Origin of the sequence: Micromonospora noduli (assembly GCF_003264475.1) — a bacterium.
GTDB lineage: Bacteria > Actinomycetota > Actinomycetes > Mycobacteriales > Micromonosporaceae > Micromonospora > Micromonospora noduli.
On record NZ_PYAC01000003.1, the window covers coordinates 47,615 to 59,487 of the forward strand.

Genomic DNA, 11,873 nt, shown 5'->3' on the forward strand with positions numbered 1-11,873 from the left:
GCCTCCGGCCCTACGACCCGGGGATGGCCTCCGGCGGCCGGGGCTACTCGCCCCGGACCCTCGGCGACTCTGGGATGCCTCGGCCGCGACCGGGGGCCCGTCGCCCACCAGAGGCCACCAGACCGCGCCGACCTGGTCCAGGTCGTTCGTCCAGTGGGGCGCTCCACCTGGACCAGGTCGGCGCGGCCCGGCAGGGCGGAGCCTGCGCGACGGGATGCCGGATCCGGCTTGTAGCGGAGCATAGGAGACTTTAGATCCATACAGGGCGGCCTACTGTCTGAGCGACAGCCCGTCGCGCCGGTCACCCGTAGAATCCACAGCCAGTAAGCAGCGGCATGCCGACCCGTGAAGTTGAACCGGAGGAGGACGAGGCGTGAGCTACGAGGACGATGGCTGCGTGGCATACGTACCCGTGAAGGTCTACGACAATGGGCTGGCAGTGCCGTCAGGAGACACCTTCTACTCCGACCGCGAACAGACGCAGGCGTACGTCGACTGCTTGAACGCGAAGGCGAAGGCCGAAGGTGACACGACCCGTTACCGAGTTGGAGGGCTCGCGCCGCTCCGGGATGTTCCGATCGGCAACGACTACTCAGGGCCGTTCCACTCCATGACCGATGGCTGCGCCGACGGCGACCGGTAGACAGACGACGGCCGGGGACCAGCAGGGGACCACACGTCCAACCCGGACGGACACGGACAGCGTCCGCGCAGACATCATGCCGCCGCGCGCACCGTTGCTGACGTGCGTGGATGCGTACCGCGACGTCCTGGGGGTCAAGGGGTCGTCGGTTCGAATCCGGCCGTCCCGACGCAGGTGAGGGGCCATCTCGGAAGATCGAGACGGCCCCTTTGTCGTACCTGGGTGACTAACTGAGTGACTACGCCTCAGCGTCGAAGATCCGATCCATGGCGACAGCACCGCCCAGGAGCACCGGCCGTAGTTGGTGCCGGTAGACGCTCTCGGTGACCGTCGTGCCGGAGTGGCCGCAGAGGTCCGCGATCTGTTCAAGGCTCATGCCGCTGTCCGACAGTAGGGACACGAAGCTGTGCCGCAGTTCGCGGGGAGTCCAATCGCGCGGGTCGAGGTCCGCTTTGGCGACGACGGGGCGGAAGGCCCGAAGCACGTTGTGCCGATCGAGGGCCGTGCCGGCGGTAGAGGCGAAGACGAGACGGTCAGCGGTGGGCTGGCCTTGGCGCTTGTGGTGGGTGGTGAGCGCGGTGACGCACCGGGCCGGCAGAGCCAGGGTGCGGCGCGATTTCTTGGTCTTGGTGTCTCCGTCGGCGCGGACGGAGCGCCAGACCTGAATGGATGGCGGCACCGGGGGATCGGTGTCCGGCTTGCCGGCGAGGTCGACGTGTGACCAGGTGAGGGCTCGCAGTTCCTCGGTGCGAGCGCCGGTCAGCAATGAGACGACGATGTAGGCGTGCAACGAGCTGCTCTCGGCAGCGATCAGAAGCGCCTTGGCATGGTCGAGCGTCAGCGACTTCGAGGGACGGCCGCCGCGACCTGTGGGCACTTCGCAGAGTGCCACAACGTTGCGCTTGACCCTGTCTCGCGCCATGGCTCGATTGACCGCAGTTGAGCAGCGAGTGCAGGAGCCGCAGGGTGCGGGTGCTCAGTCGTTGGGCTTTGCCCATGAGCCAGCGGTCGACATCGGTCGCGCTGAGATCCCGCAGCTTCCTCGCGCCGAGGTCGCTGATGATGTGGGAGCGCACAAGGGTGGTGTAGTTGGCCTTCGTGCTCTCGGACTGGTTGCTCAGGCCATAGGTGAGCCAGTCGGCGAGAGCGTCGGCCACGGTGTGTCCGTCTTGGACCAGGGCGAGGCCGTCTTCGTAGTCGCGGATCTTCTCCCGCAGTTTGGTGCGGGCTTCGGTCTTGGTTTTGCCGCTGCCTTTGCGGACGATGCGTTTGCCGGCTGGGGTGTAGCCGACGGTGATGGTGGCGATCCAGCGTTGCCGGGCTTCGTCCCAGTGCAGGCCGCCTTCTCCTCTGGCGCGGCGGGTGGTCATCGGGTGCCTCCTTTCTGGGCTTCGTGTTCGAGCAGGGCGACATAGGCGGTGATCGCAGCGGCAGGTACGAGGCGAGTGCGGCCCTGGGTAACCGTGCGAAGCCGCTTGGCGCGAATCTGCTCGTAGATCACCGAGCGGCTTAGGCTGAGCAGCCGCATAGCCTCCGGGATGCGGTAGAGCGCCTTGCTAGGCGCGGGGATGGTAGTTGCGGTCAAATGAATCCTCCGTTTGGTTGGTGCCGCTCAAGCGGCGGCTGACACGGTGCCAGCGGGGTCGCCCTCGAGTTCGTGGGCGATTTCTTCGCGGCCGGTGGTTCGTCGCTCGCGGGCGAGGGCGGCGGCGGTGTTGGCGAGGAGGGCGTCTCCGGTGGTGTGCCAGCCGACGCCGGCGAAGGTGAGGGTGCCGACGATGAGCGTGGTGTTGTCCTGGTCGAGGTGGTCGACGGCGCGGAGGGTGCCGGGTTGCTCGTCGGCGTGGTCCTCGTGCTCGTGGCGTCGGTAGGTGACGCGGGTGTCGCGCAGGAGTTGGAAGGTGACGGAGTAGCGGCGGGCTTTGGTGAGGAAGTGGCCGCCGAAGCCGAGCATGTGCGCCCAGCGGCGCAGCCGGGCGTAGGGATTGGTGGCCTGTGGTCTGCTGGCCGGTTGGGTGTCAAGGGCGGATTGACGCGCTGCGATGCAGACGGGGCAGGCGGCGTAGCGGGTGTGGGTGCCGCAGTCGGGGCACTCCCAGCGGTCGACGAAGCCGGGCCGTGGCCGGTGGTCCCGGGGCCTCTGTGAGAGGGGGACGGGTGTTCCGGTGGGTCGGCCGGTGTGCCAGCAGGCGTTGATGAGGCGGGCGGTGTGGTCGCCGTCGGGGTCGGCGTAGTCGCCGATGGAATCGGCGTCGAGCCTGACGGAGCGGTGCCCGGTTACCTCGGTGCTTTTGGTGGCGTACTTGGCAAGGTAGCCCGCGACCATGCTGTCGGTGACCTCCCCGTCTCCGGTGAGGCTGATGGGTCGGATGTCGAGGCCCTTACCCGGGTCACCCCACGCGATCGGCCAACCGTCGGGCCGGTCGGGATGGGCCGGGGTGGTGAAGGCGACCTGCTCGACGGCGGCCCGGATCGCGTCGTCGAGGTCGGCGACGGTGAACCCGGCGGGTGGTGGGATGACGGCGGTCGAATCGTCGGGGTGGACGCCATCGAGGCGCACCAGGGCGTGGAAGTGCACCGCCCCGCGTGCCTGAAACTCGGCTACCTTTCCGTGCGACAGGCGGACCGGTGGGACTGTGCGAATGTTGCCGGAGGCGGTGACGACGTGGACGCGGGGAATGCCCCGACGGCGGGCGAGTTTTGCCAGCCAGCGGTCCGCGGCTTGCTTGGTGCGGTGCCACAGCTCGCCCGAGAAGAGGTTCCACACGACCTGGTGGGTGTGGTCGTAGCAGTCCAGGCACAACGGCTGCCCGAGCACCTGGTCCCCGGTCTCGTGCCTGGCCCAGCAAACGGCCGGTTGGCCGTGCTCACAGAGACCGGTGTCGCGGCGGGCGTGGCACGGGTCGGCCCGGCAGTCGCAGCGTTTGCGGTTGCCGCAGGTGTGCCGCTTGACCGCCCGGGTGTGCACGGTCCCGAAGGACGGTGCGGTGAAGGTGGCGAACACCGCCGGATGCTGCGCGACGGTGTCGGGGACGCCTTTGCCGCCGATGAGGCCGGCCCGCAGGAGTTGGTAGGCGTCGCGCTGGTAGACGCCAGCGCAGGCGGGGCAGACAGTGGCGCGGCGGTTGCCGCAGGCGGTGTAGATCGCGGCATCGGGCATGGCGTCGGTGTGCCGCTGGTCCAGGACCCTGCCCGTTGACGAGTCGACGGTGAGCAGCTGGCCGGCGAGGCGGATGGGGCGGGTGCAGCCAGCGGCGGCGCGGACGTGTTCCAGCCAACCGAAGTAGTCGGGTTGGGTGGCGCGGGTGAAGGCGGAACCAGTGGCGGTGTAGTCGTGGATGGGGATGGTGTCGGCGTTCGAGCCCACACCCCGGGCCAGAGCGGTCCGGGGTGTGAGGTCCAGCGTCGAGGCCATCAGCCGCGTACCTCGGTGAGGTGGCGGGTGGTGATGGTGTGTTCGGTGACGATGACCCGGCAGGCGCCGCACTGGCGCTTGGCCGGTTCGTGCCGGCGGCACGGGATCAGGGCGGTGGTGTCGCCGCAGTGGATGGTGACCGGTGCCCGGCAGGGGCCGCCGGGGATGACGTCGATGAGGGTTCGGCGGGTGTCGAACGGGTGGGCGTCGGGGTAGGCGGGGCAGGTGTGGGTGACCTGCTCGATGTCGACCAAGACGATGGTCATCGGGCACCCCGGGGGATGGTGGCAAGCAGCTTCCCGGCGACGACCGTGCTGACGTCGAGGCGGTCGGCCAGCTCGGCGGGCGTGATGGGTTGACCGGTGGCCTGTTCGTGCTGCACGGCCGCGAAGCGGGCGGTAGGCAGCAGGTGGGCGGGGACGTCGACCGGCTCCGAGGCCGGTGCGGTGACGGCCGGGGTTGGCTCGGGTGCCGGGGTGATGGCGGCCGGTGGTGTCGGCTCGGTGGTGGCCTGCTCGGCCGCCTGGACGCGGATCGGCTCCATCGGCTCAGGAGCCGGTGCCATGGGTTGCGTGGTGGGTGCGGGGGCGAGGACGAGTTTGACCAGGGCCATGAACGCCAGCGCGGGAACCGCCGAGAGGAGCCACCCGGACGGGCCGGGTTTGGCAACCGCCAACTGTGCGGCCAGGGAGAGGCCGGCGGCGGCGATGAGCAGGACCATTGGGTAGCCGATAGGAGCGCCGGTGCGGCGGCGTCGGCGGATGGTGAGGAGGGCGGCGATGGGGACGAGTTCGGAGATGACGGCGTTGGCCCAGCCGAACCATCCCGGGGTGTTGTCGGGGCTGTTGGCCATGGTCCAGTCGTGGACGTGGGTGAACGAGGCGGCCCCGGCGGAGCCGCCGACGATGATGAGGATGAGGACCAGGACCAGGCCCTCAAGGCGGGTGCCGGCCGGTTCGCGGTTCATCGGATTCCGCCCATGTAGGCCATGGCGATGCCGATGAGCAGGATGACGGCGAAGGTGATCAGGACAGCCATTAGTGGCCTCCGTGGCAGTCGAGGCAGCAGCCGTAGCGGCGGGGGATGTAGTAGGGCTTCACCTGCCCGCAGTGCCGGCAGGTCCGGCGGGCGAGCAGGGCTTTGGCGATGGCTTCCCGCTGCGCGGGCGTGGCGGTGCGCTTCGCCTTGGCGAGGTCGGTGCGGTAGAGGTAGGCGACCCGCCGGTTTTTGCGGTGTCGCCAATAGATCTGGGCGACCGGGTCGTGTCCTCCGGGGCGGAGGCCGGCGGCGCGGAGTTGCCGCAGGGTGGCCAGGCCATGAGGGGCGCAGTGGTAGGGGAAGGTGGGGAACCCGTAGCGGGTGCCGAGCGGGTCGTAGAACTCGACTCGAATGCCGGTGCGCTCGGCCAGGTTGTCCAGGTCGACAGCGCGGAGGTCGGTCATGGCTTGTCACCGCCCCAGCGCTGTTGGGCGGCTTGGCGGGTAATGCCGAGGCGGGAGCCGATTTCGGCCCAGGAGTAGCCGAAGGCCCGTAGGCCGATCACGGCTTCCCCGATGGCGTCGTCGATGACGGTGGAGAGGGCGATGAGGTCGCGGAGTGCTTCGACGTCTCCGGTGGCGACTCGTCGGCCGTGAGCGCGGATGATGCGCCTGGCGAAGCCGGCGAACTGGTCGTTCTCAACGACGTCCCGACGCCGCTGCCGGGGCAGGTTCGGCGTCAAGGACTTCTTGGCGGTGTTCATCGCGTCTCCCCTTCCGCGTTGCGGAGGGAGTCCCACTCGTTGGCAGCCGCCGTAAGGGCGGTGATGACCTGCTCGGCGGTGCGGGTCGGGTCGTCGTTCCACGAGTAGGGGGAGGTGTGCTCGTCGAGGAGGTAGCCGTCCTCATCGATGTGGAAGATCGGAGCGGTGGTGTCGAGGTAGTCGACGAACGCGCCGAGGGTGGCGAGGTAGTCGGCGAGGGCGTCGGGGTCGAGCTGGGAGAAGTGCTCGACGGTGTGTCCGGAGCAGGCGATTCCGATGGCCCCGGCGGCGCAGGCCGGCGGGGTGAGGGTGTCGGGGTTCTTGGCGTAGTAGGTGCCCTGGTGCCAGCCGTGCCGGCGCAAGTAGAGGGCAGCCATCCGCAGCAGATCAGCAGGTGTGACCTGGATCTGTGTGGGTGGGTTTTGGGTAGCCTTCATGGCAACCACGTCCTTTCGGGGGGCTGTCGGTTGGTGGTCGGCAGGACCAGCTCTGCTGGCAGGCGGTGACCTGGTCCTGTCGGCCGATTAGTGAGTGCGCAGCCGCAGGTAGCGGCGGTGGCGGGTGTCGTCGCCGCCCATGAGGCGCGGAGCGGAGACGTAGACGAGTCGCCCGGTCTGGGCGGCGGCGTGGAGCATCGCGGCCAGGTCCTCGGGGGAGCCGACGATCCACATCTCGGTGAATTGCGCGGCGCGTTGGTTGTTGGCCTTGGCGTAGGTGCGCTCGCGGGTGGTCATGCCGCCATCTCCCACTCGGTGGGGTTGACCGCCGGGGTGCTGGTGCCGGTGGTGGGGCGGCGGGTCCAGGCGGCGTAATCAGCGATGTTGTAGATGTCGGTGTCGGTGAGGTAGGCGGCCTTGATGCGGCGGGGAACGCCGCCTTCGGCCAGGAGGTAGGCCGCGCCTTGGTTGGTGGGTGAGATGTCGGAGGCGGTGTAGCCCTGCTCGGCCCAGCCCTGACCGAGGATGATGTTCGAGCTGTTCAGCGAGGTGCACCGGAACGCGGCCCGGTAGCCGAACAGGTCCCGCAACGAGGCGGGGATGATGTCCCAGGACGGGCGCTGAGTCGCGGCGACGACGGGCATGCCGCAGGCCCGGCCGAGGGAGACGAGGCCTCGCAGGAGGGTGGAGAACTCTTCCTGCTGTTGCTTGGTGCCGAGCACGGTGGAGAACATGGCGAGTTCGTCGATGATGGTGACGATGACGGACATGCCATCGCCGTCGGCGAGCTTGCGGCGCCGGTTGGCCAGGAGCCAGGCGTAGCGGTTGGTGGCGACGACCAGGAGGCGACGTAGGACGTCGATGCCCTGGTCGATGTCGGGGCCGATGAACGCGTCGGCGAGGTCGCGCCAGGGGCCGAGTTCGACGAGTTTGGCGTCGAAGAGCACGAGGCGGGTGTTGTCGCACAGGGCGGCGTGGCCGCAGATGTTGTTGATGAGGCCGGACTTACCGCCGCCGGGTTCGCCTGCGGTGAGCAGGTTGCGGTAGATGACGTCCAGGTAGACGGGTTGGCCGAACTCGTCGATCCCGATGAAGATCGGGTCGAACATCGACAGGCCAGGACCCACCGGAACCGCAGCGGCGGTGGTGGGAATCGTGGTGGTCATGAGGTGCCCTCCTGGGCGTTGTGGGCGCGAGGAGCCACACGATCGAGCCGTAATGGCTCCTCGCGTCCGGGTTGGGTTGGGGTCAGATCCAGTCGGAGACGTCGTCCGCTTCGGGCGACGCGGAGGAAGCCGCGGGCTTGCTGCCGTTGGCCGTAGACGCGGCCGGCTTCTTGCCGGCGGGCTTGCCCTGGGCCGGGAGAGTGATCGTCGGAGCCTCGACGTCCGGCAGGTCCAGAGCGGTGGGGACCGTCAGCGGTGACGCCGAAACCGGTGCCGCAGGGTCGATCACATTGACCAGTGGAGAACCGACGTGAGCGGTCAGCACCTCACGGCGTTTGATGTCGAACCGCAGGTAGGCGGCGTTGTTCTCCGAGGCGCGCTCGATGAGCACGGTGGAGGCGTGGCAGGTGACCGCGATCTTGTCGAGGCGGCCTTCCAGGTCCTTGGCGGACAGGCCGGGGCGCAGGTAGACCCAGACCCGTTCGCCGACCGGGGTGGGCTTGGCCCAGAGGATCAGCGGGAGGCTGCCGGATTGGTTGGCGATGATGAACTGCGCGAAGCACACGCGCAGCCGATGCCTCACCACGAGGCACCAGGTCCAGGCGATGACCTGCCGGCGAACCGGGCGGATAGCGGCGGGGACGCCGACGACCAGGGCGACCACAAGCAGAGTCACCAGGGTTGGGGTGTGGTTGGCGAGCTGCACCCACGCGGTGAGCAGCAGAACGCCGAGGATGGTTTCCGGGGTCCACCACCACAGCAGCCGGATTACCGGCCAGACGCGAACAAGCAGCCAGACGAGGCCACCGGTCGGGACGCCGATCAGCGCGCCGACGAACACGGCGAGGATCGGGTGAATGGAGGACGCGGCCACCACGGCCGAGAGAAGGCCGACGATGACCGCCGTGAGGATGAACGCCATGCGGGCGTTGCGTGCGGAGGAACGGTGGACCTTGGCCTCGATGACCGTCACCGTTCCGGTTGACCTGCCGCCGAAGCGGCGGGGGCTAGACTTGGACATGACGAGTCCTCCCAAACACATTGGGTTGGATGAGTTGGAGGGCACGGGGTCGGCAGATGTAGGAGTCGGACCGACCCCGCGCCAGCTCTTGCGGGGATGCCACCACCACTGGTGGTGACGGGCCGGGAATGTAGGAGTCGGAACCACTCCCGGACCATGAATCTCAGCGGACCATCAGGCCGCTTCGTGCCTCAGACACCAGGGCTCACACAGTGCGGTGAGCGAGGGACCTACTTAGCCGCCGAGTTACCAGCCTTCGGCTTCAGCGTGATCGCACGGAACGCGACGCCGTTACGCCCGTTGGTCGCCCACGGAATAGCCTCCAACTGCTCGACAGCGACGAGCTGTCCCACCGTCACGCCCGGCTTCTCACCCGCCGTGGTGATGGTGATGATCTCGCCGCCAGTCTCGTCGAGTACGAAGACCTGGGTCGACCACATGAGCCGGCCAGTGTTCTTCTCCGACCGCTGGTTGCCGTTCTGGTCGTTCTTCGGCTCCGGGTCCTTCGTCACCTGAACCTGCTTGCTCTGGGTGTCCACGTACAGCTTCACGAGATACCTCCGAGGGTTGTTGAGCGCGTCCCCTTTGGACGATTGCTCGGTGCTGAACCCAAGGTAGGGCCAGGTTGCGGGCCAAACCCGGAATACTTTTCCGGGGGTCGAGGGCCGTCGACATGAGACACTGGACGCATGCGAGGCATCGGTCAGGATCTAACGGTTGGCGAACGGATAGCGTGGTACCGCCGCCGGCGGGGCATGTCACAGGAAGTGTTGGCAGGCATCGTCGGACGCACCGTCGACTGGCTTAGTAAGGTCGAGAACAACCGGATTGATCTCGACCGACTGTCTGTCATTCGTTCGGTAGCTGGTGCGTTGGACGTCAGCATTGGCGATCTCGTTGGAGAACCAACCCTCCTTGATTGGAACGCCGACAGCGGGACGAAGACGGTCTCCGCTCTGCGGGATGCTCTCCTGAACTATCGGCAGCTCTCGCCGTTCGTCCCGGGGCCTGTTGCGGAGGCACCAGGCGTGGCCCAACTGCGTACGGAAGTCACCCAAGTGTGGGACGCGTATCAAGCCTCTCGATACGGATACGTCGTCGCGCGACTGCCGCAGGCGCTCGCAGCCGGACAAGCCGCGACCCAAACTCACGAGGGCGAGGACCAGGAGCAGTCGTTCGCACTTCTGGCGCTCACCTACCAGGCGACCGCAGTCCTGCTCACCAAGCTCGGGGAAGCGGACCTTGCATGGATTGCTGCCGAGAGGGGTTTCACGGCGGCCCAACGATGCGGCGATGTGGTTGTCATCGGGTCGCTCTTCCGCTCAGTCACCCATACCCTGCTCTCGACAGGCCGATTCCGTGAAGCGAAGCAGCTCACCGCCGATGCGGCGGCATACATGCAGCCCGGCTTGGCCGAGGCGACGCCCGAGTACCTGTCGGTATACGGCACCCTGTTCCTGGCGGGCTCCGTAGCCGCAGCACGCGACGAGGACCGTACCGCCGTCCGATCCTTCCTCAGCGAGGCTGACGAGACTGCGCGGCGACTTGGCCACGATGCGAACCACCTCTGGACTGCCTTCGGGCCAACCAACGTGGCCATCCACCGCGTGACAACCGCCATGGACTTGGATGACGTACAGGTTGCGATCGACCTTGGTCCCCGTATCGACACGACCGGCCTTCCTGTCGAACGGCAGGCGCGGCATGCGCTCGAAACAGCGCGGGCACTGACTGCCTGGAACAGAACAGATGAGGCCATGGCGGTAGTGCTGTCTGCTGAGCAGCAGGCGCCCGAGCAGATTCGCCACCACGCGATCAGCAGGCAGCTCGTCCAGAACTGGATGCGCCGCGGTCGAGGCCGACCCAGCTACCAACTCGCCAGCCTGGCGCAGCGCGTGCACGTCACGGCCTAGATCCGTAGAGTCCGAGGATGTGACCAGCCAAGCCAGTAACGCGCGTCCGCAAGCTACTCCCAAGGTGGCGGCGGGCGCGCTTTTCGTTGATGAGCAAGAGCGCATGATGCTCGTCAGGCCAACGTACAAGGCGCATTGGGACATCCCAGGCGGGTACGTCGAGCAGGGCGAGAGCCCGCTACAGGCCTGTGCGAGAGAGGTCTACGAGGAACTGGGCCTCCGAGTCGCGATCGGTGCTCTTCTTACGGTCGATTGGGCTCCGAGGCCAGACGAGGGCGACAAGATACTCTTCGTCTTCGACGGCGGCATGCTCACGTCTGACCAGCTCGCGTCCGTTGCCTTCCGCGACGGAGAGATCGCAGAGTGGGCATTCGTGGAAGACCACCAGCTAGACGAGCTGACCATCCCCAGACTCGCCCGACGGCTTCGGGCCAGTGTGCGAGCCCGGAAGCAGTCTCACGCCTCCTACCTTGAAGAGGGCGAAATGCCCGCCACGCTCTGAGACACGAAGCCGCGCCACCGGAGCCGCCGCACTCATCGCACTGTCTGTCGCTTGGGTCTTCGGAGCGGCCGGGCTGCCGGCGATGTCGGGCTCCACTTGATGCGTTACGGATCGCTGTCACTTGATCCGTGACACGTCCGGCTAGAGATGCTGGCAAGTCACGCAGGGTCGAAGTTCCAGTGAGGTGGCAGGGCGCGATCGCAGAGGGCGCACGTGAAGTCGCCGTCCCGTACGATGTTGCGTCCCCTGCAGGCTGTGCAACGTCTGAAGGTCAGTGCGGCGGTAAAGCCGCCGGGATGCGGCATGCCGAGACGATCAAGTGCTGCAGCGACTGCTGACCAGCAGTCGGGGTCTGGGCAGTAGCCGGTCGACTGGTTGCTAACCGTCTGGACGAAGTATCCGGTGTTGCTCGCGGCGAAGGCGATCTCTCCGGCGGCCAAGACGTCCTGACCGGCAGCACAGGCAACGTGCTCGCTTTGGCGGGGTGCCATCCGGAGTGTGCCGTGAAGGTCGACGACGAATGTGGCAGGCTCGTTGAGCCCAGTCGCGCGCCGACCATCGAGCCACGTATCGAGCGCTCTTCGCGTGTCGGCGACGACGATCTCGACCGGGCCTACCTGCCGGGCCAAGATCTCTGCTGGTCCGACGTACCGATACCGCTTGAGCCGCGCCACGGCGCGAAGCTACCCACGCTGACCTCGACCGTCCATCGAGATTGGCACACAGATGCCGGTTGCCTGTCCGGGCCGGCCGTCCCGGCGGTGAGTGACAGTCGAGGTCTATCGGCGTGTCACGCATCTTGTGAAGTCAATCCGTAACGGATCAAGCGGAGTACGACACCGGGCTGCCGGCGAAGTGGACGCTCCTATTGTTCGTCAAGCTGTCATGGGTGGCTGACTGAGCCCGTAGAGCTCGTTGAGGTCGAGCAGGTGGTGGCCGAGCACTGACCGTGGCCGGTGGTGGCGACAGATCGTCCTGTACACTGTCGCGGTCCCTGACTGGGGGACGTCGGTGCGAGGGACGCGAGTGCGCCTC

General features: G+C 67.4%; 15 protein-coding genes and 1 pseudogene. 3 read left to right on the top strand and 13 right to left on the bottom strand.

Annotation, left to right across the window (positions count from 1 at the left end; genetic code table 11):
- Positions 1-373: 373 nt before the first annotated feature.
- Positions 374-643: a hypothetical protein gene (locus tag MED15_RS07145; RefSeq protein ID WP_112735080.1), complete on the top strand. Its 270-nt coding sequence runs from the start codon at positions 374-376 to the stop codon at positions 641-643.
- 238 nt (positions 644-881) lie between these two features.
- Here the strand turns inward: MED15_RS07145 and MED15_RS07150 are convergent.
- From MED15_RS07150 to MED15_RS07205, 12 genes and pseudogenes are all read right to left on the bottom strand, one after another.
- Positions 882-2,013, bottom strand: a pseudogene (locus MED15_RS07150) (site-specific integrase).
- Positions 2,010-2,228 carry a helix-turn-helix domain-containing protein gene (locus tag MED15_RS07155; protein WP_112735083.1) on the bottom strand — a complete coding sequence of 73 codons (219 nt, stop codon included), beginning with the start codon at positions 2,226-2,228 and terminating at the stop codon, positions 2,010-2,012. The pseudogene MED15_RS07150 and the gene MED15_RS07155 overlap by 4 nt, the downstream one beginning before the upstream one ends.
- 27 nt (positions 2,229-2,255) lie before the next feature.
- Positions 2,256-4,058, bottom strand: a complete 1,803-nt coding sequence (locus tag MED15_RS07160) for a replication initiator (protein ID WP_112735085.1) — start codon at positions 4,056-4,058, stop codon at positions 2,256-2,258.
- The gene (locus MED15_RS07165; protein WP_112735087.1) at positions 4,058-4,324 is read right to left on the bottom strand and encodes a hypothetical protein; all 267 of its coding nucleotides are present in this window, start codon (positions 4,322-4,324) and stop codon (positions 4,058-4,060) included. The genes MED15_RS07160 and MED15_RS07165 overlap by 1 nt, the downstream gene beginning before the upstream one ends.
- Complete coding sequence (locus MED15_RS07170) at positions 4,321-5,025, bottom strand: hypothetical protein (protein WP_112735089.1); 705 nt, start codon at positions 5,023-5,025, stop codon at positions 4,321-4,323. The genes MED15_RS07165 and MED15_RS07170 overlap by 4 nt, the downstream gene beginning before the upstream one ends.
- A 70-nt stretch (positions 5,026-5,095) precedes the next feature.
- Positions 5,096-5,476 (bottom strand): RRQRL motif-containing zinc-binding protein, encoded by a 381-nt coding sequence (locus MED15_RS07175; RefSeq protein WP_112735119.1) that lies wholly within the window; start codon positions 5,474-5,476, stop codon positions 5,096-5,098.
- Between the two features lie 20 nt (positions 5,477-5,496).
- The gene (locus tag MED15_RS07180) at positions 5,497-5,799 is read right to left on the bottom strand and encodes a hypothetical protein (protein ID WP_112735091.1); all 303 of its coding nucleotides are present in this window, start codon (positions 5,797-5,799) and stop codon (positions 5,497-5,499) included.
- Positions 5,796-6,236 carry a DUF6197 family protein gene (locus MED15_RS07185; protein ID WP_112735093.1) on the bottom strand — a complete coding sequence of 147 codons (441 nt, stop codon included), beginning with the start codon at positions 6,234-6,236 and terminating at the stop codon, positions 5,796-5,798. The genes MED15_RS07180 and MED15_RS07185 overlap by 4 nt, the downstream gene beginning before the upstream one ends.
- 87 nt (positions 6,237-6,323) lie before the next feature.
- Positions 6,324-6,533 carry a hypothetical protein gene (locus MED15_RS07190; protein WP_112735095.1) on the bottom strand — a complete coding sequence of 70 codons (210 nt, stop codon included), beginning with the start codon at positions 6,531-6,533 and terminating at the stop codon, positions 6,324-6,326.
- Positions 6,530-7,402: an FtsK/SpoIIIE domain-containing protein gene (locus tag MED15_RS07195; protein ID WP_112735097.1), complete on the bottom strand. Its 873-nt coding sequence runs from the start codon at positions 7,400-7,402 to the stop codon at positions 6,530-6,532. Before MED15_RS07195 ends, MED15_RS07190 begins: the two co-directional genes overlap by 4 nt.
- A gap of 82 nt (positions 7,403-7,484) precedes the next feature.
- On the bottom strand, positions 7,485-8,423 hold the full coding sequence (locus tag MED15_RS07200) for a hypothetical protein (RefSeq protein WP_112735099.1): 939 nt from the start codon (positions 8,421-8,423) through the stop codon (positions 7,485-7,487).
- A gap of 230 nt (positions 8,424-8,653) precedes the next feature.
- On the bottom strand, positions 8,654-8,974 hold the full coding sequence (locus MED15_RS07205) for a hypothetical protein (RefSeq protein WP_112681382.1): 321 nt from the start codon (positions 8,972-8,974) through the stop codon (positions 8,654-8,656).
- Between the two features lie 138 nt (positions 8,975-9,112).
- Here MED15_RS07205 and MED15_RS07210 point away from each other — a divergent pair, with 138 nt between their 5' ends.
- Positions 9,113-10,336 carry a helix-turn-helix domain-containing protein gene (locus tag MED15_RS07210; RefSeq protein ID WP_181518559.1) on the top strand — a complete coding sequence of 408 codons (1,224 nt, stop codon included), beginning with the start codon at positions 9,113-9,115 and terminating at the stop codon, positions 10,334-10,336.
- Between the two features lie 19 nt (positions 10,337-10,355).
- On the top strand, positions 10,356-10,838 hold the full coding sequence (locus MED15_RS07215) for an NUDIX domain-containing protein (protein WP_244220403.1): 483 nt from the start codon (positions 10,356-10,358) through the stop codon (positions 10,836-10,838).
- 158 nt (positions 10,839-10,996) lie between these two features.
- Here MED15_RS07215 and MED15_RS07220 read toward each other — a convergent pair whose 3' ends face one another.
- Entirely contained in the window at positions 10,997-11,512 is a 516-nt protein-coding gene (locus tag MED15_RS07220; RefSeq protein WP_112602755.1) for a hypothetical protein, read from the bottom strand.
- Between the last annotated feature and the right edge of the window lie 361 nt (positions 11,513-11,873).